Source organism: Blautia sp. HA8986, assembly GCF_056504635.1.
This window is the reverse complement of sequence record NZ_JBWLUQ010000001.1, coordinates 1,792,911-1,814,342: the sequence shown is the minus strand read 5'-3', so window position 1 is coordinate 1,814,342 and position 21,432 is coordinate 1,792,911. Positions and strand designations below refer to the sequence as shown.

Genomic DNA, 21,432 nt, shown 5'->3' with positions numbered 1-21,432 from the left:
CATCCCTAATAGAGGATATAGAGAAAAAACGGAGGCTCATATGATCGTAGGCAAAGTAGTTGGAAGTATTGTTTCCACACGAAAAAGTGAAAAACTGATAGGAAATAAATTCATGATCGTGGAGCCGGTGCATCATATGAAAGCCGAGCACAGCCAGATTGTTGCCATCGATATCATCGGTGCAGGAATCGGCGAATATGTATTGGTGGCACAAGGAAGCGCAGCAAGAATTGGCTGCGGCGTAGAAACAGCACCGGTAGATGCCGCAATCGTCGGAATCGTAGATGACGGTGCAGGATTGGAGTAACGCCATGGATATCAAAGAATTACAGAAAATTATGCAGGAGAATGGTGTTGTCGGAGCAGGTGGAGCAGGTTTCCCTACATACATGAAGCTGACAGACAAAGCTGAAATCATTCTCATGAACTGTGCAGAGTGCGAACCATTACTGAAACTTCACAGACAGTTGTTGGAGAAGCACGCATACGAGATCATGAAAACATTCGATATGGTTGCGGAGACAGTAGGAGCTTCCCAGGCCATTATCGGAATCAAAAAATCTTATGTACAGACGATCAATGCTTTAAATCAGCATATTGAAGAATTCCCAAGGGTTAAGATCCATCTTCTGGATGAGGTTTATCCGATGGGTGATGAGGTTGTTCTTATTTATGAAGCAACCGGACGTGTGGTACGGCCAGGAGGACTGCCGATCGAGCAGGGAGTAGCCGTATTCAATGTAGAGACTCTCTACAATGTATACCGCGCGGTAGAAGAACACAAACCGGTAATAAGCAAATATGTTTCCGTTGTTGCTGAGGTCGAGAATCCTGTTACAGTGAAAGTTCCACTGGGATGTACACTGGAAGAGGTTGTTGCCCAGGCAGGCGGTACAACTGTAAAGGATCCTGTATATTTCGTTGGCGGCCCGATGATGGGACGTATCGGAAACGGTTCCGACCCGGTTACAAAAACAACGAACGCAATCCTGGTTCTTCCAAAGGACCATGTTATTGTTATGAAGAAGCAGCGGACTTCTTCTATAGATCTGAAGAGAGCAGCATCTATCTGCTGTCACTGCCATACATGTACGGATCTTTGTCCGAGACATAATCTGGGACACCCGATCGATCCGGCAATGTTCATGATGGCAGCATCCAACCAGGATTTCAGAAATGTAAATCCTTATATCAATTCTGCATTCTGCAGCTCCTGTGGTGTCTGCGAGATGTATGCGTGTCCGCAGAGCCTGGCTCCGAGAACACTGCTTGCAGATATGAAAGGCGGACTTCGTAAGGCCGGAATCAGACCACCTCAGGGTGTTCAGCCGAAGCCGGTACAGGAGTCAAGAGAATACCGCAAGGTTCCTGAAGAGCGCCTGATGGCACGTCTGGGACTTACCAGATATGACAAGGATGCACCACTTCAGGAAGAACTTGTAAACGTATCAAAGGTAAAGGTTCTCTTAAGCCAGCATATCGGTGCACCGGCACAGGCAATCGTAAATGTAGGCGATATGGTAACAGAAGGACAGATGATCGCACAGCCTGCACAGGGATTAAGTGTCGGAATTCATGCAACCATCAGCGGTAAGGTTACAGAAGTGACAGACCGCCATGTTGTAATTGCAAGAAATTAGAAAGGACGTGCACAAAATGAGTAGAGCAATCGGAATGATTGAGTTTAAAACCACACCAGCTGGTATCACTGCAGCAGATGCCATGGTTAAGACATCTGAAGTAGAGATCGTGGAGGCGCAGACAGTATGTCCGGGAAAATATATTGCAATTATCACCGGAGATTTAAGCGCAGTGAAAGCTGCTGTAGACACAGCTGTAACAACATACGAGGACAAATGCATTGACAGCTTTGTACTGGGCAATCCGCATGAGTCCATTTTCCCAGCGATCTACGGAACCACACAGGTTGAGGAGATCAGTGCCCTGGGAATTCTTGAGACCTATGATGCAGCATCTATTATTGAAGCAGCAGATCAGGCAGCTAAGACAGCTATCGTTGATCTGATCGAGCTTCGTATCGCCAAGGGTATGTGCGGTAAATCCTACATGCTTCTTACAGGCGAGGTTTCTGCAGTAGAGGCTTCTATCGAAAGAGCAAAAGAGCTGGTAGCTGAGAAAGGAATGTACATGGATTCCTCAGTGATCGCTCATCCGGACAAGAGAATGATCGATACGATCCTTTAATATTGTTTTTTATATCTGAGGGATATCCTTTTGAAGGATATCCCTGCAATGACATCTGAAAAGGAGGCATCTTATGCTAGCGTTAGAGAGAAGAAATCTGATTCTCGAGAAATTACAGGAAGAGAAAAGGGTTGTTGTAAGTGAACTAAGCCAGCTTTACAGTGTCTCAGAAGAAACAATCCGCCGTGATCTGGACAAGCTGGAAAAAGAGGGACTTGCCACAAAGAGTTATGGCGGTGCGGTGATCAACGAAGATGTCGGTATTGATTTACCATTTAATATTCGTAAAAACCAGAATGTACAGGGAAAGCAGAAGATGGCAGAGATTGCTGCTTCCATGGTGAATGACGGAGATCATATTTTTCTGGATGCCAGCACAACTGCAGTTTTTGTAGCCAAGGCACTGAAAGAAAAAGAACGTCTCACAGTTGTTACCAATTCAATGGAAATCCTCCTGGAGCTCTCTGATGTATCCGGATGGAATATTATTTCAACCGGTGGAGTGATGAAGGAGGGATATCTTGCATTTCTTGGTGCCAGAACCGAGGAAGTGATCCGCTCTTACTATGTGGACAAGGTTATTTTTTCCTGTAAGGCATTAAATGAAGATATGGGGATCATGGAATCCAAAGAAGCTTTTGGAACAACAAAAAAAGCCATGATCAATTCCGGAAAAATGCGTATTCTGGTGGTAGACAGCACGAAATTTGATCAGACCGCCTTTTCCGTGGCAGGACAGTTGCGGGATATCGAGATGGTTATTACAGACAAAAAACCATCTGAAAAATGGCTGAAGCATTTCAGCGATCATAAGATCGAATGCATCTACCCGAAATAGACTGAACATATATCGGGAAATGATTATGTTTATGAGCATGCAGTGTATGCGGAATGCGGAGATCCGCTTTACTTTATCCGAACACAGGCAGACAAAAGAGAACTGTGTTACGGTATGACGAGAGGGAGCAGTTTCTATGAATACATTTGAAATGAAAACAGCCATCCACTTTGGAGCTGATGCCCTGGGAAGACTGAAAGATATTCCATACAAAAGAGTCCTTGTTGTCACGGATCCGTTTGTCGTAAAAAGCGGAATGATCGACATGATCACAAAACCGCTTCAGGCAGGTGGAAAAGAATTTGATATTTTCTGTGATGTTGTTCCGGATGCACCGGTTGGGAAAATTGCCGAAGGAGTCAAAAAATTCCTTCAGTATCAGCCGGAAGCGATTGTTGCAGTAGGCGGTGGCTCTGCTATCGATTCTTCCAAGGCAATCCGTGAGTTTGCCCTGAAGATCAACAATTACGGAAAGGTTGGACTGGTTGCCATTCCTACAACAAGTGGCACAGGTTCCGAGGTTACTTCTTTTGCTGTTGTAAATGATACAGAAGCACATGTGAAATATCCGCTGATCTCAGACAGCCTGACAGCAGATGAGGCGATTCTGGATGCTGAGCTTGTACGCAGTGTTCCACCTGCAATCACAGCAGATACAGGTATGGATGTTCTGACTCATGCAATTGAGTCTTATGTCAGCATCAATCATAATGAATTTACTTCTGCACTTGCCGAGAAATCTATTGAGATCTGTGGTGTATATCTTTACCGTGCGTATGTTGATGGTAATGATATGCATGCAAGACAGAAAATGCATGTAGCATCCTGTCTGGCAGGACTTTCCTTCAATGCAGCAGGTCTTGGTATCACTCACAGTATGGCTCATCAGCTGGGTGCTATTTTCCATATTCCTCACGGAAGAGCTAATGCGATGCTGTTGCCGCATATTGTTGAATACAATGCAAATATCAACAAACGCAGCAGAAGCCAGAAAGAATATCTTCCGGCAGTAAAGAGATATTCCAATATTGCACATCTTCTTGGACTGAGCAATTATAACGAAGTTATGAGCGTAAGATCTCTTGTGAACTGGATTCAGTTTATGCAGAAAGAGATGAATATCCCGCTTACTATCGAAGAGATGAAGACGATCACACCGGATGCATATTTTGCGGCGGTTGATAAGATGGCGGATATGGCACTTGCGGATGCCTGCACAGCGGCAAATCCGCGTGTACCGAAGAAAGAGGATATTGTTAAGATTTATACTAAATTGTGGTCTTTTTAAAAAGAAAAGGAAATCGCAAAGGAATAGCAAAGGGGCCGCAAAGCCGCGGCCCCTCTGCACACCCCTCGGGCTTTTTTTAGAGTGCTTGACTGTGGCGGGCGGAAGGGTATTGACTTTTGTCTGTATGCTGCGGTTGTTTCGGGTTGAACGTTGTGCCGATTAATTGTCGAGGATTGTAAAATTGGTCTGATATGGATAGGCTTATTTATCAGGTGTTGCTGGGAGGTTGAGCTGGTATGGAGGTTTATACCGGATATGGTGATAAGGGGATGACGGATCTTTCCCATACGAAGAATGTTTCCAAGTCGGATGATCGGGTTTGTCTGATGGGGTCAGTTGAGGAACTGATGAGTCATATTGGGCTTGTGCGCGTTCTGGTATCGGACGGGGATGTTGTCCGGATGCTGGAGAAGATTTCGGAGTCTCTGAAGAAGATTACGGATGGGGTTTCTGATCCTTATAACAGAGAATTTAAGGTGAATGAAGACCGGACAGAGCTTCTGGAGGAAGAGATTGGCCGGATGAAAGAAATTTTTTCCGGGGAGAGACTTCCGGTTCTTCCTGGGGATTCCAGAGTTGCAGCTGAGATTGATGTGACAAGAGCTGTGGCAAGGAGAGCAGAGAGAGAGCTTGCGCTGGTGAGTGTGAAGTTTGGATCTGACACAGGTGCCAAGAAGTTCATGAATCGGCTGTCCGATTATTTTTATGTGCTGGCAAGATATGTGGATGCTGCGAAGATCGGAGAGAAGAATGCAGAAACTGCTGAAGGTGTTCAGAGATCTGTGAAATCAGAAACTGCCGGGATTGAGGATAATGTTGGGGCAGAGGCTTCAGGAACTGTGACAACAACAGCGGGAGGAAATACGGCGATGGCACAGAATGACAGTATGGCAGTAAACACGGCGATAATCCAGGAAGTACTGAAGCGTATGGGTATCCAGGGACGTATCACCTTGGATTCTGCCAAGAGGCTTATTGAGAAGATCGAGCAGGAAGCACAGCGGAGAAACAAGCCTTCTGTGATCGCAGTATGCAGCCCGGACGGAAATCCGGTTGCGGTTCATGTGATGGACGGATCTTTTCTTGTAAGCTTTGATATGGCAGTAAAAAAGGCCTACACATCTGTGGCAGTAAAAATGTCAACTATGGAGCTTTCCAGACTGACACAGCCGGGCCAGACGTTTTACGGTCTTGGCAAGATGAGCGACAATATCGTAATATTCGGAGGTGGAGTACCGCTTAAAGTCGGAGACACCATTATCGGAGGTCTTGGTATCAGCGGTGGTACCGGCGAAGAGGATAACAGCCTCGCGGAGTATGGACTGCAGATTCTGAATGAAGTACTGTAGGATAAAGGATAAAAATAAAATGTACAGACAGCTCAAAGAGCATAAATAAAAGGGACGTGCTGCAGTGATGATTTTTAAATCAATACTGCAGCACGTCCCTTTTGTGAACATTTTACAGAAGGATAGCTTACTTCCAGTTAAGCTTCAGGCATTTGATGGAAATATCACTTTTTTCCGGTGCCTGAACCATATTTTGGATAAAATAGGTCTTTGTCATAGTTTTTCCGGGCTTCAGGTTCAGTGTCAGAGTTTTTGTCCAGTATATCTGGTCATAGATACCGGAGCCTGTGGTGATCTGTACTTTTGCTTTGGTGATGGTTTTCGCAGAAGTATTAGTGAATTTTAAGGTATAATAGGTTTTCATGTCATTAGGGCCGTACTTGATGCCGGCAACACTGATCTTCAGATTTTTTGCGGTAGGTTTGGTGGCCGGGGCGGATACGGTAATGGTGATCTTGCGATTAACACCATTTAATTTTACGGTAACTGTGGCTGTCCCTTTTTTCTTTGGGACAAGATAGTTTCCGGAAATGGCAAGTACAGAAGGCTTGCTGGATTTTGCATTTTTGATGGTCAGACTGGTACCTCCCTTCAGATTAATGAGGGAACGCATGGTAATTTTAGAGCCAACCCTAAGCGTAGTTTTGGAAGCGCGGAAGGTTGCTACGGTTTTTGATGGAGATGTTACTTTTCCGGTCAGTTTACAGGCTGTGGCTTTGGGGTAGGATAAAGTGATCTTTGCGGATCCGGCTTTCATGCCCTTCAGAGTAACTGTGAAACGGCTGCGTTTTTTTGAATCCTGAGAGATGCTCTGCACCTTGAGAACAGAGCTGTTGGAAGAAGTAACCTTGAATTTTGATTTGCTGATGGTTTTTACGTAAGGATCAGAAATTCTCAATTCCGATTGAAGTAGTTTTTCCGGTTCGGATACTCTGGGTCAGATAATTGTTGTTGATGATAAAAATTTCCGGAATTGCCTGTTTGATGGTGACTTCATAGTCGCAGTCTACAGGCACCGGACATTCTTTATTGCCGAAATCGAATTCCAGGTAGCCGTCCTCCAGGTTGTCATCGTAGGTGAAAAAAGTCTCTTTGTATGCCAGTGGTGTATAATTTGAAGTGTTCAGCTTAACTACATTGATCCCATCAATAGAAAATGTGGTGCTTTTGGGTATGACTCCTTTAGGAGAATAAAAGCTTACACGGACGGTTATGGCATAGATTCGTTTTTGGCATTTGGCATTTTTGATGTTGATCGGGAAATTAATGTCTGAAAACTCATCTTCGATCACACCATCGGTATCACGGATCGTGGAAGTGGTTCCTTTGGTCACTACCCGGACTTTGGCGTGGGCATCCTGGGGAAGCAGGAGCATGATAACTGAAAAAAGAAGCAGGAAAAAAATTGCCTCGATGGTTTTTATTTTTCTTTTACACATAATAACTCCTCCTTTTTTGAGTATTCCGGCTGTCACTGATCAGAAGAACCGGATACTATATGAATGCATGGTTCAATGTAATGGGACAGTATAAACAGACTTTTTCATTTATATCATTATAGCAGGTAAATACACAGAGGTAACTTTGTGATTTTTTACGATCAATTGGCAATTACCCGAAAAATATGTTAAAATTAAACATTCGGAAAACAGCAGCAATTTGGATATATATAAGCAGCGAATGCGGATGATTTGTCCGCTTGATTAAAGAAAGGATCATGTCGATTTATGACGAAACAGGAACTTTTAAAGACCCACTTCGGGTATGATACTTTCAGAGAAGGGCAGGAAGCAGTGATTGATGCACTTCTTGCAGGAAAAGATGTTCTGGCAGTGATGCCAACCGGAGCAGGAAAATCCATCTGCTATCAGGTGCCGGCACTGATGCTGAAGGGGATTACGTTGGTAATATCACCGCTGATTTCTTTGATGAAAGATCAGGTGCGAAGCCTGAACCAGGCAGGAATCTCGGCGGCTTATCTTAACAGCTCTCTGACGCAGGGACAGTATTTCACAGCTTTGCGTTACGCAAAAGCAGGACGTTATCCGGTCATTTATGTGGCACCGGAGCGGCTTACTACCGAGGCATTTCTGGATTTTGCGCTGAGTGCGGATATCTCCATGATCGCAGTAGATGAGGCACACTGTGTATCCCAGTGGGGACAGGATTTCCGGCCAAGTTATCTTAAGATCGCGGAGTTTGTGGCACAGCTTCCGAAGCGACCGGTGATCAGTGCATTTACAGCCACAGCAACGAAGGAAGTACGGGAAGACATTGCAAGACTTCTGGACCTTCGAGATCCCTTTTGCACAACAACAGGATTTGACAGAGAAAATCTTTACTTTGCAGTGAAAACCCCGAAGGATAAATATAAAGAAGTACATGATTACATAATGGAACACCCGGACGACAGCGGTATTATCTACTGCCTTACCAGAAAACTGGTGGAAGAAGTCTGCGGAAAACTGATCCGGGACGGGATCTCCGCAACCAGGTATCATGCAGGCCTTTCTGATGAGGAACGCAGGAATAATCAGGATGATTTTATCTACGACAGATGCCATGTGATGGTGGCTACCAATGCTTTCGGAATGGGAATCGACAAGTCGGATGTGCGGTATGTCATTCATTACAATATGCCGAAAAACATGGAGGGCTATTATCAGGAGGCGGGCCGTGCAGGACGCGACGGAGATCCTGCGGAATGTATCCTTCTCTATGGCGGCAAGGATGTTGTCACTAACCAGTACCTGATCGAGCGCGGACAGGAGAATCTGGAGATGGATGCGGCAACACAGCAGCTGATAAGAGAGAGGGATCAGGAGAGACTGAGACAAATGACTTTTTACTGTTTTACCCATGACTGTCTCAGGGAATATATCCTGAAATATTTTGGCGAATATGGAAAAAGCTACTGCGGAAGCTGCCTGAACTGCCAGACAGAATTCGAGGAAAAAGATATCACAGAGGAAGCCGGAGCTATGGTCCGCTGCGTGCAGAGCTGCGGCCAGCGTTATGGCGTCAATGTGATCCTGGATACCATCCGCGGTGCATCCACAGCCAAGATCCGGCAGTACCATATGGAGGAGAATCCTGCATACGGAGACTGCGCTAAGATCCCTGCACATAAGCTGCGTCAGATTTTTAATTATCTGGTGCTTCGTGACTATCTTGCCCTTACAGATGACGGCTATACGATTGTGAAGCTTACAGGTTCCTCAGAGAGCCTTCTTGACGGGGAAAAACATCTCACAATGAAGATGCCGAAAGAACAGGAACCAAAGCGAAAAGAGAAGCGCAGCCGCCTTTCAAAGGCTAGCGCAGGGGAACTTGGAGAACAGGACGAGCCGCTTTTTCAGAGGCTCCGTGCGCTCCGCCTGGAGATTGCCCGGGAAGAAAAAATTCCTCCATATATGGTATTTTCCGACAAAACTCTCATTCATATGTGCATTCTGAAGCCGGGAAATGAGGAAGAAATGCTGAATGTGACAGGAGTAGGCAGACACAAGTTCGAAAAATACGGAAAAAGGTTTATTGATGCGGTGCAGAATATGTAGGAAAGAGCCGTTTGCCGTCAGAAAATGCAGAGCGAAATGTTCCGGATTGTCTTGCATTTAAAGGTCACATTTGTTAGAATAAGACAAGCAGGAGACATCCGGCGGACATTATACAGCCGGATGTGCACACCTTGCGGACTATTTTCTGTCTGCACATTCCGGTGCAGTGTACAGGCATTTCGCAAGCAGAGTTCTATGCAGCCGTGGAATCCCTTCAAATAAATGGAATCGACTTACGTCGGTCAGAAGCAAGCAGTGAGGTGGATGGTCGTATCCGCTTTCCATTAAGACATAATCTGTTGCTGTTCCCAGGCGCGAAGGAACAGTGATCAGAATCATACACGATCTGCGTCGGCTTTTTCATGCAGAAAATCTGCCCTGCCGGCTTTTTTCTCATACATAAGAGAAGCGTGTATTCCTAAACATGAACGTAGCCTGCCCATGAAGCAGGAATCAGTTCCGGTACAGCGTTTCTGCTGTAAGGCCGAAAAAAGAGGTGTTAGTTACATATAGCTGTATGCTGGTCGCAGATACGGAGAAGCAATCTCCAGTGCAGCAGCCAGTTATAAATTACCAGACAGCTTAAATCTGAAAAAAGCAGGATCTCCGCATATGCGTGTGCGAAATCCTGCTTTTGGTCTTTTATCGTCGCTTATACTTTCCGGGTGTAACCCCCTTATATTTTTTAAATGTCCGGATAAAATAACTCAGGTCATTAAATCCGTTTCGGTATGCGATCTCTGTAATGGAATCATCAGTAGTAGCCAGCTGGCAGCAGGCCTGCTCGATCCTCTGCCTGTTCAGGTAGTCCATAGGAGTCTGATGTGTCATCTCGGAAAAAAATCTGCAGAAGTATTTCGGTGACATGGAAACAGAGGCCGAAAGCTCCTGGAGGGTGATGGGATTTGCGTAGTTCTTCTCAATGAATTCAACGACCTGCTTCAGCTGGACGATACGCTTGTAGTCACGGCGGGTTTTGCGCAGGCTTTCCAGGTAGTAATGATTACCAAAAACCAATCCGAAAAAGTGGTAAAATTGTCCAAACACAATCAGCTCATATCCAGGCTTTTTCTGCCAGAAAGAATCGAAAAGAGAATTGACGGTCTGCCGGATATCCGGATGTCTCTCGGTAAAATGGTGATAAATAAGAAGCTCCTGATGGCTGAGCTTCTGCATGTATTCTGTACAGACAGAATTGAATTTCAGAAACATGTTCATATCAAAAACAATGCACTGATAGATACAATCATGAGGAATTCCGGAATGGAGCACTCCACTATTGACAAAAATAACATCTCCGGCTTTTGCTGTAAAACTTTTTTCGTCTAAAGTGACGGTGAGAGTGCCCTGGAGTATCCGCATGATTTCACATTCCACATGCCAGTGATAGGACATGACGTAGCGGGGATGCGTGCTGTCAATGTGGTGAAACTCAAAAGGAAATTCATAGGTACCCCGGAGCCGGTCTTCGTTTCTTCCAAGATCGTGCAAAATAAAACCCTTCTTTCATAAATTTTATAGATTTTTTAGGAACTTATATGGAAAAGTGAATATTGTACTATTTTTTGCTATTATAACACAAGTAATTTATAAGATGCAATCGTATAATAAAATCATCAATCAGGCAAAGGATGCCTGAACACAAATTGTGAAGCAGGAATCTATGCTTTGCATTATGAAACAAGTTCATACTAATAACGAAGAATATATATGTAGGAGGTAATTTTTACTATGGCAAAGAGCAGATTAGTAGGAAGCTATCCAGTTATCGGTATCAGACCGACAATCGATGGACGTAGAGGAGCACTGGATGTAAGAGGATCTCTGGAAGACCAGACAATGAACATGGCTAAATCCGCAGCCAAGCTTTTCGAGGAGAACCTGAAATACTCCAACGGTGAGCCTGTAAAGGTTGTAATCGCTGATACAACAATCGGACGTGTTGGCGAGAGTGCTGCATGTGCTGATAAATTCCGTAAAGAGGGTGTAGATATCACTCTTACAGTTACACCATGCTGGTGCTACGGTGCTGAGACAATGGATATGGATCCGCAGACGATCAAGGCTGTATGGGGATTCAACGGAACAGAGAGACCTGGTGCTGTATATCTTGCATCCGTTCTTGCTACACATGCACAGAAAGGACTTCCGGCATTCGGTATCTACGGACATGACGTTCAGGAAGCTGATGACACATCTATTCCGGAAGACGTTAAAGAGAAACTGTTAAGATTCGGCCGCGCAGCAGTTGCAGCAGCATCCATGAGAGGTAAATCCTATCTGCAGATCGGTTCTGTAACAATGGGTATCGGCGGATCTATCATTGATTCTGATTTCATCGAGTCCTATCTTGGAATGAGAGTTGAGTCTGTTGATGAGGTAGAGATCATCCGTCGTATGACAGAAGGCATCTACGATCACGAAGAGTTTGAGAAAGCTCTCAAATGGGCAAAAGAAACCTGCAAGATCGGCTGGGACAAGAACCCGGAAGAACTTCAGTTCTCACCGGAGAAGAAAGAGGAGCAGTTCGAGTTTGTTGTTAAGATGGCAGTTATCATCAAAGAACTGATGAACGGCTGTGACAATCTTGCTCCGGAATTCTCCGAGGAAGCAATCGGACACAATGCTCTTGCAGCTGGATTCCAGGGCCAGAGACAGTGGACAGACTTCTATCCGAACGGTGACTTTGCAGAGGCTATGCTGAACACTTCCTTTGACTGGAATGGTGCTCGTGAGCCGTACATTCTTGCTACAGAGAACGACGTTCTCAACGGACTTGGAATGCTGTTCATGAAACTCCTTACAGGACGTGCTCAGATTTTCGCTGATGTTCGTACATACTGGAGCCCGGAGGCAGTTAAGAAAGCTACAGGATATGACCTTGAGGGTGTTGCCAAAGAAGCTGGCGGATTCCTTCATCTGATCAACTCCGGTGCTGCCTGCCTGGATGCTAACGGACAGGCTAAAGAGGCTGACGGAACACCGGTTATGAAACAGTGGTGGGATGTTACAGAGGCAGACCAGAAAGCTATCATGGAGAATACAGAGTGGTGTATGGCTGACAACGGATACTTCCGTGGAGGCGGATATTCCAGCCGTTATGAGACACGTGCCCAGATGCCTGCAACAATGATCCGTCTGAACCTTGTAAAAGGACTTGGACCGGTTCTTCAGATTGCAGAGGGATGGACAGTAGCTCTTCCGGAAGAGGTATCTGACAAACTCTGGAAACGTACAGACTACACATGGCCATGCACATGGTTCGCTCCAAGATGCGATGGCAAAGAGGGACCGTTCAAGACAGCTTACGATGTAATGAACAACTGGGGTGCTAACCACGGCGCAATCTCCTACGGACACATTGGTGCAGACCTTATCACAATGTGCTCTATGCTGAGAATCCCGGTATCCATGCACAACGTTCCTGAGAAGGATATCTATCGTCCGGCAGCTTGGAATGCATTCGGTATGGAAAAAGAGGGTGCAGACTTCCGCGCTTGCAAGAACTATGGACCACTTTACAAATAAATCATACTGTTAAAATAACAGAATATCGATCCCCCGGCATGTATGTGCCGGGGGATTTTTTGGGCTATAGTGCAGGATAGTCAGGAAACACTCTGTTCGGATTCCGGGAAAAAAGTTATAATGGGAACAGATTTATAAACAGATATATAAGAATACAGGAGGTTACTGAAATGAAATATATACAGCTGAACAATACTGATCTGAATGTCAGCCGTATCTGCCTTGGAACAGCAGGATTCGGGGATAAACTGGATCATGAAAAAAGCTTTAAGGTACTGGACACTTTTGTGCAGGCAGGCGGAAATTTTATTGATACAGCCAATGTGTACTGCAAGTGGCTGGAAGGACACGGAAACTGCAGCGAACAGATTATCGGAAAATGGCTGAAGGACCGGGGAACACAGGGAAAAGTGATCGTGGCTACCAAAGGTGCACATTATTCTTTTGAAGATCAGGGCCGCAGCAGAGTAAACAGAGAAGACATTCGCACAGACCTGGATGAAAGCTGCCGTACACTTGGAACGGATGTGATTGATTTTTACTGGCTTCACAGAGATGATCCGAAGAAACCGGCAGAGGAAATCGTTGACATTCTGGAAGAACTGCAGAAAGAAGGAAGAATCCGGTATTTCGGATTTTCCAATTACAGGACAAAAAGACTGAAAGAGATCCAGAAATGTCTGGAAGAAAGAAATCATCCGGGAATCACGGCAGTTTCCAACCAGTGGAGCCTGGCCGGGATCAATCCGGGAGGAAACACCAATCCGGATCCGACACTTGTAGAATTTTCCAGGGAGGAATATAAATGGCACTGTGAGACAAAAACTGCGTCCATTCCGTTCTCATCCACTGCTATGGGATTTTTCTCCAAGCTTCAGAAAATGGGAGTTCTTTATACAGAAAAAGTGGATACATTCTGGATGCGGAATATGGAATCACAGATCGCAGATCTTTCAGAAAGCATAAAAAAATCATACTGGAATGAGACAAATCTTCGCACATACCAGAAGCTTCTGAAACTTCAGAAAGAAACAGGACACAGCCTGCAGTCTTTGTCTCTGGCGTACTTTTTCCATCAGCCGTTCCAGACGGTGCCTGTAACAGGAGTCAGCAATCTTAACCAGTTAAAAGATGCTCTTGCTGCCTGTGATATTGATTTTGAACCGGAGCTGTTTGGTGGTTGGGTGATAGACGGAGGTGATAGATGAAGCTGATCCATTTATCGGACCTTCATCTTGGAAAAAGAGTGAATGAGTTTTCCATGATCGAAGATCAGAAATATATTTTAAATCAGATACTGGGTATCATTGATGAAGAAGCACCGGATGGGGTCCTTCTTGCAGGAGATATCTATGACAGACCGGTTCCCTCTGCGGAGGCCGTACAGCTTCTGGACAGTTTTCTTACCAGACTGGCGAAGCGAAAGATACCGGTTTATGCCATCAGTGGCAATCATGACAGTGCTGAGAGGATCGCATTTGGCTCCCACATTATGAGCAACAGCGGGATCTGCATGTCACCTGTATATGACGGAAAAACAGAAAAGTACTGTTTAATGGACAGTTATGGAGAAGTGTGGATTCATCTTCTTCCGTTTATCAGACCGGCAGTAGTACGCCATGCACTTCAGGGAGAAGAAGGTGCAGAGGAGATCCGCAGCTATCAGGAAGCTGTACAGGCTGCAGTAGAGCATATGGACATTGACACCGAGAAACGAAATGTTCTGGTTGCGCATCAGTTTGCAGTAGGAGCTATGAGCTGTGATTCCGAGGAGATCGCAGTTGGAGGAATCGACCAGATTGAAGTGTCTGTATTTCAGGACTTTGATTATGTGGCACTTGGGCATATCCACAGTCCCCAGAATGTGGGAAGCAATCAGATCCGTTATTGCGGAACACCGCTGAAATACTCTTTTTCCGAGGCAGGACAGCAGAAATCCGTGACTGTAGCGGAGCTTTTTGAAAAAGGAGATCTGGAAGTGCGGGAGATTCCGCTGAAACCTTTTCGGGATATGAGAAAGCTGAAAGGCACATATATGGAGATTACCTCACTGGCCAATTATCAGGATACTAACACAGAGGATTATATGCAGATCACTCTGACAGATGAGGAGGATATTGTGGACGGAATGCAGAAGCTGCGTGCTATTTATCCAAATTTGATGAGGCTGGAATACGACAACCGCAGAACAAGAGAAAATCAGGAAATCTCCGGAACGGAGACAGTGGAAAAAAAATCCGAGCTGGAATATTTTCAGGAATTTTTTGAGCTGCAGAATAATCAGCCTATGAATGAGGAACAGCGGAAATTTTCAGAAGATCTGATCCGAAAGATACAGGAGGTGAGCATTTGAGACCGGAAAAACTGACCATCAGTGCCTTCGGGCCTTATGCAGACAGAACAGAGATTGATTTTTCCAGGCTTGGGGACAGTGGCCTTTATCTCATCACCGGAGATACGGGAGCTGGAAAAACTACTATATTTGATGCAATCACTTTTGCACTTTACGGCCAGGCAAGCGGCCAGGTAAGAGACTCTGCCATGTTCCGAAGCAAGTATGCAGACACTGCCACGGAGACTTTTGTGGAGCTTGTTTTTTCTTATCAGGGAAAAAAATATCAGGTCTTTCGAAGTCCGGAATATATGGCACCAAAGAAAAGGGGCACAGGACTGACTCTCCGGAAAGCGGAGGCACAGCTTATTTATCCGGATGAGCGTCAGCCCGTGACAAAGGCAAGAGATGTGACAAAAGCCATCGAAGAATTGCTTGGACTTGACTACGAGCAGTTTACCCAGATCGCCATGATCGCACAGGGAGATTTCCAGAAGCTGCTTCTTGCAGGAACAGTGCAGCGAGGGGAGATATTCCGGCAGATCTTTCATACAGGGATTTATCAGCAGGTACAGCTGAAGCTTAAGGAGGCGGCACAATCCAGATATAAGGAGTACGATGAAATGCGCAGAAGCATTGCACAGTATCTGGACGGGGTGAAGCTCCGGCAGAGAGAAGGGACAGAAGCAGAGGAATTTGCAGAATTGAAAAAGGGGAAATTCGAAGGTAAGCTGGAGCGGAGCCTTGAGATTTTGAAGAGCTTTATTGATCAGGGAGAAAAAAGGGAAAGCGAGCTTCTGAAACAGGAACAGGAGGTGGATCAGAAGATTCGCACAATGGAAAATATACTGCATCTCTCTGCGCAGAAGCGGAACCTTGAACAGAAAAAAGATTTTGCCAGGAAGCAGCTTGAGCAGCTTCTTCCGGATCTTGAGAAGGCTTCCGGGGAGGCGGAAAAATATAAAGATGCAGACCAAAAATGCGAAGCACTGGGGATTCTGATCCGTGAAAAACAGGAGCAGCTGAAAAAATATCAGGTTCTGGAACAGCTTAAGAAGGAACTGGATGAAATCAGGATGCAGCTGAAAAAATGCAGAGCCGGACAGGAAGCAAATATCCGCCAGGAACAGCAGCTTCATAAAGATATGGAACAGCTGAAAAAGGAGCGTTCCCTGCTGGAAAATTCTCAGCTGGATCTGCAGAAAGCAATAACAGAGAAGGAAAAACGGACACAGAGAAAGTCGGAACTGAATGGGTTTGAAACAGAAATGCGGGAATTCAAAGGCCTTTATGAAGCCACAAAAGAGCAGCAGAAAAAGTATCAGGCTGCATATGAAAAAGCACAGCAGCAGAGTGAATACTATCAGCAGATTTTTCACAGCTTTCTGGACGCCCAGGCAGGGATCCTGGCACAGGAACTTAAGGAAAATGAGCCCTGCCCGGTGTGCGGTTCTTTAAGCCATCCACACCCGAGAATAATCTCCAAAGGTCGCACTGTTACTTCGGAAATACTGGATAATGAGAAAATCAAACTGGATAAACTGGAAAAGATTTCCGCAGACCAAAGCCTGGAAGCCGGAAAATTAAAGGAACGGAGCAATGCCTCCTGGAAACAGATCGTGTCCGGTGCAGAAGAGCTTCTGGAAGAGTTCCAGGAATTCCGTAAGGAAACAAAAAATGGAAATGGACAGGCGGGAGATTTCAGGACTGTATGGAAACAGATGATCCTCATGATAAACCGGGAAAAAGAACAGTGCAAAAATCTTTTGACAGAAAGTGACAGAAAGATCAGGGAAGCAGAGGAAAACACAAAAAGAAAGCAAAAAGTGGAAAAACTTCTGGAAAATCTTGAAAAAGAAAAAGATATACTTCAGGAAAAAAAGAATTCCTGTGACCGGGAACAGACCGGGCTTACAACAAAAGCATCCGAAAATGAAAAACAGCAGAAAAATGCAGCAGAAGAAATCAGACAGGTCCATTCGGAGGTAGGAAAAGAAGTTCTGGAAAAAGAGATCAGGGAAAAACAGCAGGAATATATTGATCTAAAAGAAAACAGCAGAAAGATGAAAGAAACCTTTGAGAGATTTCAGGCAGAAAAGGCAAGGATAACTTCCACGATAAAAACTCTTGATGAGCAGCAAAAGGAGATCGGGGAGATACGGGAAGATGAAATTCGGGAGCAGTATACAGAAAGTACAACGCAGAAAACAGAACTGGCAGAAAAAAGAAAAGAACTTTTTTCCATTCAGAGCGGAAACCTGGAAATTTTCCGGAAGGTACAGAAACGGAAGGAAGAGATGACAAAAGCCGAAGCAGAATACGTCTGGATGAAAAATCTCTCAGATACAGCCAACGGCAATTTAAACGGCAAGGCCAAGATCGAGCTGGAAACCTATATCCAGATGGCATATTTCGACAGAATCCTCAGAAGAGCCAATGTCCGCCTTATGACCATGAGCAGCGGTCAGTATGAGCTGAAGCGTCAGGAGCAAAGCGAGAACCGCAAGGAAAAAGCTGGTCTTGATCTTAATGTTATTGACCATTACAACGGAACGGAAAGAAGTGTAAAAACTCTTTCAGGAGGGGAATCCTTCCAGGCATCCCTGTCCCTGGCACTGGGACTTTCTGATGAAATCCAGGCCAGCGCAGGAGGCATCCGCTTGGATTCCATGTTTGTAGACGAAGGTTTTGGCTCTCTGGATGAAGAGGCTCTTTCTCAGGCTGTGAAAGCCTTAAGCAGTCTTGCGGACGGCCACCGTATGGTAGGAATCATTTCCCACGTGGCGGAACTGAAAGATCGGATCGAAAACAAGATCATTGTGACCAAACAATGCAGCGGAAAAGGTGTTGGCAGCAGCATTCAGATTCAGTAGAATGCAGAAAACTATCAGCTGGCTTTTTCAATGTCTTTTCTGAAACAGAAATTCCATAAAAGTCTGTCTGGCATTTTTTGCCAGCTTCTGGCTGACCGGAACCTGATTTCCATTATCCATAACAAATACCGTACCATCAAAATCAACAGCGTGTTCCAGATTGATCACAATTCCCCGGTTGCACTGATAAAACCGGGGATCCATTTTCAGAAGAGCGTTAAAAGCTTCAAAAGACTGTCTGGTAACAAGCTCTTTTGCTTTTGACGTGTGAATATGGATCATATGGGAAAAATGCTCTGCATATATGATGCTGCGGAAAGGAACCTGTATATTACTTCCGTTTACCTTTACATCAATATATTTCCCGGAATCAGGAATACGGGAAAGAATCTCATCGATCAGATCCGAAAGCTCTTTTATGTTATAAGGTTTTACAAGATAGTGCAGGGCACGGACCTTAAAGCCCTCCAGAGCATGGTCAGTAGAGGTTGTAGTAAAAATCAGAAGACAATCCGGATCAGATTTTCGAAGTTCTCTGGCAATCTCCACACCGTTTGCACCATTCATATAAATATCCAGGAACAAAACTGTGAAAGGCCGTTCCCTGGAAGCTTTCAGAAAAGCTTCTCCATTTTCAAATTCAGTCAAGTCAGCGTGAACACCACGTTTCGTCAGCTGTTCTTCCAGCCGTGTATGCAAGAGCACCCGTTCGCTGTGAATATCATCTACAATCGCAATTCGCATAACTATTTTCCTCTCTATCTGTCTGTCAACAGTATAGCATAAAATATCAGGCCAAACTATGGTCTGTGTTGGAATTTCGTGCCATTTTAAGTGGTTTCGTGCCAGATGGATTGAAAAACGGCAGGATTTTTTTATAATGTGGTTAACATGTGAAGGAAAAAATCGAACAGAAAAGGAGGGCGATTTGTGTATTGCATTGATGTATTGACGGATAAAGCGCAAAGTGGTCGGGAATACACAGAATATATTTTGAATTGCTGCGCTGAAAGAAATATATTTCCGCTGGTTCAGGTTTATTATGATCAGGAAAAATTTTTTGCACAGATACAAAAGACTGTGCCGGCCATTGTACTTCTGATACTGCCGGGAGTGAAAGGACTCAATGCAGCAGAGCATCTTCGGTCTCTGTATCCGAGATGCAGGATCATCTGGAGCAGTGACCTTGATTTTTCCCTTCATGCATTCAGACTGCGGGTGGAATATTTCTTCATGGAACCGGTAGAAGAACAGAAGATCAGGGAAGGACTTGCTGCCTGTTTCGGACACAGCAGATAATTTTTTAATTCAGGAGGAAGATGATATGAAAAAAAGAGCGATAATTCTTGCAGTGATCACAGCTATGCTTACGGTTAATTCCGGTTATGCGGCAAATACTGTTTCTGCGGAAGAAATGCAGAAGGAAGAATCACAGGCATCAGAAATTCAGGCAGAATCCGGAAGTGAAGAAGCTTCTCAGGTTCCCATAAAGCCACTTTCCTCAAAGGTGGTTTCTGAGAATCCATACATGGCAAAAGCTGATGCCAATATCCATCACGACTGCTATAACACGGACAGTACGGACGAAGTGCTGCCGGTTGGAATTTATCCTGAGATCAATGTTTCCTACGAAAAGGTAAATGCAAACGCATCTCCGGCGATCTTTTTTGATTCTTACGGTCATGCGGTGGTTCCTCTTCTTGGAGGTCTTGCAATCCGTGATATCAATGCGGATGAGACACAGACAGAAGGATATTTTTCCCCGAAACAGCATGACAGCGGCGACTATGTGATTCAGAGCTCCTATTCTTTTGTTGATGAGAGCAACCGGATCGTGTGTCCTACCAGCAACAACCATGTGCTGATGCTGAAAGCCACAGATGAGGAAGGAAATGTGCTGCCTGAATTCGAAAAAGTACTGGATATTGATATCAAAGCTGCAGCAGAGGCAGTTCTTGGAAAAACACTGGATCAGAACCTTCTTTCTGTAGTATTTGACTATGACGGGAATTTATGGTTTGCCACCGGTGGATTCCGTATTTATCCTGACCGAAAACAGCAGGGGGCAGTTGGCTATATTTCCCGCAGTGCCATTGATGCTATCTTAAACGGAGAAGAAGCAGATCTTACAAATGCTGTGTTTGTATATGAACTGACTCCGGGCGAGGGTGCGGAAAATGGCATTGCTTCCTCCAAAGAGGGTGCGGTGATCCTGACCAATCTCAACTGCTATCTGTTTTCTGCTGATAATGGAGTACAGAAAGTATGGGAGACTCCTTATGAGAGCGTTGGTGCAAAAGAGAGCAAGGAGGGAGATGCCACTACAGGTGGCGGCCTTGCATGGGGAAGCGGCTGTTCTCCGTCTATGACAGATAATCTGGTCATGTTTACAGACAACCAGAATCCTGTGAATCTTCTTGCTGTTGATATGAAAACAGGGGAAAAAGTTGCAAGCCTTCCTGTGATCGATGAGCTTCCGGAGGAAAAACAGGTTTCTGTGGAAAATTCAGCGATCGTATATGATAACGGAGAGGGAACGGTAAGCACCATTGTATGCAACTGGTTTGGTGCCGGAAGTGCAAATCTCGGAAAAGAGGACAGTGATTCTTCCATTCAGAGTTATGCAAATATTTATGATGTAAACTGGCTGAGCCAGGGAAATAAGATGATCATGCCAGGTGTGGAGCGAGTGGACACTATCAGAACAGAGAATGGATATGAAATGAAGAGTATCTGGTGCAGAAGTGATCTGTCTGATACTTCCATGATGAAGCTTTCCACTGCGACCGGATATATTTATGGTTATGTCCAGAATCTGGAAACAGGTATGTGGCAGTATATCATGCTTGATTTTGAGACAGGGGAAACAGTATTCTCCATGGATGTTTCCAGCAAACCGGGATACAACAATATGGCCATAGGCATGTATGCAGGAAACAGCGGAAATGCACTTTACTGCCCGACCGGATATCTGGAGCTGTTAAGACTTCAGGACAGATTCGTTTATCTGCCGGAAATGCCTTACCGAAAAGTGGATCTGGACAAGGCAATGAGAAATGTGCTGACCCAGGAAAAATTCGAGGCAGATGGAGGTCAGGGCAGCGTCTGCGGATGGCTGAGTACGGTAACTGTGGAAAATATCCACCCGAATACTACAGTTGCACTTCGGATGAAAGGGCTGTCAGGTAGCGCAGATGCACTGAAACTCTACGGTTATGGTACAGACGGTACGCTTAAAGAAGTACCGCAGGATTTGTGGCATATCCAGACAGAAAGCGGAGAAACACCGGAGACGCTTTCAGAAGATGTTCTGTATGAGGTCCATGTTTCCGTACAGGATGGCGGTGACTTCGATCTCAGCGAAAACGAAGACGAAAAAGAAATAAAAATATCAGTTGTTACGGTTCAGTAAATACCTGCAAAACATTAAACGGGCTGTCTGCTAATAGACAGCCCGTTTTA

17 protein-coding genes are annotated in these 21,432 nt (G+C 45.0%); 13 read left to right on the top strand and 4 right to left on the bottom strand.

What is annotated here, in order from left to right; all coding sequences use genetic code 11:
* The first annotated feature begins 40 nt into the window (after positions 1-40).
* The 6 genes from AC04Q4_RS08510 (at position 41) to AC04Q4_RS08485 (ending at position 5,680) form a co-directional block, all read left to right on the top strand.
* Positions 41-307, top strand: a complete 267-nt coding sequence (locus AC04Q4_RS08510) for a EutN/CcmL family microcompartment protein (protein WP_015525950.1) — start codon at positions 41-43, stop codon at positions 305-307.
* Between the two features lie 4 nt (positions 308-311).
* Positions 312-1,640 (top strand): 4Fe-4S dicluster domain-containing protein, encoded by a 1,329-nt coding sequence (locus AC04Q4_RS08505; protein WP_173736894.1) that lies wholly within the window; start codon positions 312-314, stop codon positions 1,638-1,640.
* 16 nt (positions 1,641-1,656) lie between these two features.
* On the top strand, positions 1,657-2,205 hold the full coding sequence (locus AC04Q4_RS08500; RefSeq protein WP_015525948.1) for a BMC domain-containing protein: 549 nt from the start codon (positions 1,657-1,659) through the stop codon (positions 2,203-2,205).
* Positions 2,206-2,278: 73 nt separating this feature from the next.
* Positions 2,279-3,043 (top strand): DeoR/GlpR family DNA-binding transcription regulator, encoded by a 765-nt coding sequence (locus tag AC04Q4_RS08495; RefSeq protein WP_173736895.1) that lies wholly within the window; start codon positions 2,279-2,281, stop codon positions 3,041-3,043.
* Between the two features lie 136 nt (positions 3,044-3,179).
* The gene (locus tag AC04Q4_RS08490) at positions 3,180-4,331 is read left to right on the top strand and encodes a 1-propanol dehydrogenase PduQ (protein ID WP_118070753.1); all 1,152 of its coding nucleotides are present in this window, start codon (positions 3,180-3,182) and stop codon (positions 4,329-4,331) included.
* Between the two features lie 236 nt (positions 4,332-4,567).
* Positions 4,568-5,680, top strand: coding sequence for a cob(I)yrinic acid a,c-diamide adenosyltransferase (locus tag AC04Q4_RS08485; protein WP_476388843.1), 1,113 nt, complete (start codon positions 4,568-4,570; stop codon positions 5,678-5,680).
* Between the two features lie 127 nt (positions 5,681-5,807).
* Here the strand turns inward: AC04Q4_RS08485 and AC04Q4_RS08480 are convergent, their stop codons facing one another.
* Both AC04Q4_RS08480 and AC04Q4_RS08475 read right to left on the bottom strand, forming a co-directional pair.
* Entirely contained in the window at positions 5,808-6,578 is a 771-nt protein-coding gene (locus tag AC04Q4_RS08480) for a hypothetical protein (RefSeq protein WP_476388842.1), read from the bottom strand.
* On the bottom strand, positions 6,565-7,119 hold the full coding sequence (locus AC04Q4_RS08475) for a hypothetical protein (protein ID WP_476388841.1): 555 nt from the start codon (positions 7,117-7,119) through the stop codon (positions 6,565-6,567). The genes AC04Q4_RS08480 and AC04Q4_RS08475 overlap by 14 nt, the downstream gene beginning before the upstream one ends.
* A gap of 288 nt (positions 7,120-7,407) precedes the next feature.
* Between AC04Q4_RS08475 and recQ the strand changes: the two genes are divergently transcribed.
* A complete protein-coding gene (gene recQ, locus AC04Q4_RS08470; RefSeq protein WP_178773985.1) occupies positions 7,408-9,237 on the top strand; it encodes a DNA helicase RecQ in 1,830 nt (609 codons plus the stop codon).
* 642 nt (positions 9,238-9,879) lie between these two features.
* On the opposite strand, the gene AC04Q4_RS08465 is transcribed toward recQ, so the two are convergent.
* Entirely contained in the window at positions 9,880-10,728 is an 849-nt protein-coding gene (locus AC04Q4_RS08465) for an AraC family transcriptional regulator (protein ID WP_173736899.1), read from the bottom strand.
* Between the two features lie 240 nt (positions 10,729-10,968).
* On the opposite strand from AC04Q4_RS08465, the gene AC04Q4_RS08460 reads away from it, so the two are divergent.
* The 4 genes from AC04Q4_RS08460 to AC04Q4_RS08445 all read left to right on the top strand — a co-directional run bounded on the left by AC04Q4_RS08460 (position 10,969) and on the right by AC04Q4_RS08445 (position 17,970).
* Positions 10,969-12,765 carry an L-fucose isomerase gene (locus AC04Q4_RS08460; RefSeq protein ID WP_119239003.1) on the top strand — a complete coding sequence of 599 codons (1,797 nt, stop codon included), beginning with the start codon at positions 10,969-10,971 and terminating at the stop codon, positions 12,763-12,765.
* A gap of 170 nt (positions 12,766-12,935) precedes the next feature.
* Positions 12,936-13,973 (top strand): aldo/keto reductase, encoded by a 1,038-nt coding sequence (locus AC04Q4_RS08455; RefSeq protein WP_476388840.1) that lies wholly within the window; start codon positions 12,936-12,938, stop codon positions 13,971-13,973.
* Positions 13,970-15,118: an exonuclease SbcCD subunit D C-terminal domain-containing protein gene (locus AC04Q4_RS08450; RefSeq protein ID WP_476388839.1), complete on the top strand. Its 1,149-nt coding sequence runs from the start codon at positions 13,970-13,972 to the stop codon at positions 15,116-15,118. Before AC04Q4_RS08455 ends, AC04Q4_RS08450 begins: the two co-directional genes overlap by 4 nt.
* Positions 15,115-17,970 (top strand): AAA family ATPase, encoded by a 2,856-nt coding sequence (locus AC04Q4_RS08445; protein WP_476388838.1) that lies wholly within the window; start codon positions 15,115-15,117, stop codon positions 17,968-17,970. The genes AC04Q4_RS08450 and AC04Q4_RS08445 overlap by 4 nt, the downstream gene beginning before the upstream one ends.
* Before the next feature lie 27 nt (positions 17,971-17,997).
* On the opposite strand, the gene AC04Q4_RS08440 is transcribed toward AC04Q4_RS08445, so the two are convergent.
* A complete protein-coding gene (locus tag AC04Q4_RS08440) occupies positions 17,998-18,714 on the bottom strand; it encodes a LytR/AlgR family response regulator transcription factor (RefSeq protein WP_173736903.1) in 717 nt (238 codons plus the stop codon).
* A 186-nt stretch (positions 18,715-18,900) separates the two neighbouring features.
* Here AC04Q4_RS08440 and AC04Q4_RS08435 point away from each other — a divergent pair, with 186 nt between their 5' ends.
* Positions 18,901-19,269: a response regulator gene (locus AC04Q4_RS08435; protein WP_173736904.1), complete on the top strand. Its 369-nt coding sequence runs from the start codon at positions 18,901-18,903 to the stop codon at positions 19,267-19,269.
* 25 nt (positions 19,270-19,294) lie between these two features.
* Entirely contained in the window at positions 19,295-21,382 is a 2,088-nt protein-coding gene (locus tag AC04Q4_RS08430) for an NHL repeat-containing protein (protein ID WP_476388837.1), read from the top strand.
* Positions 21,383-21,432: the final 50 nt, after the last annotated feature.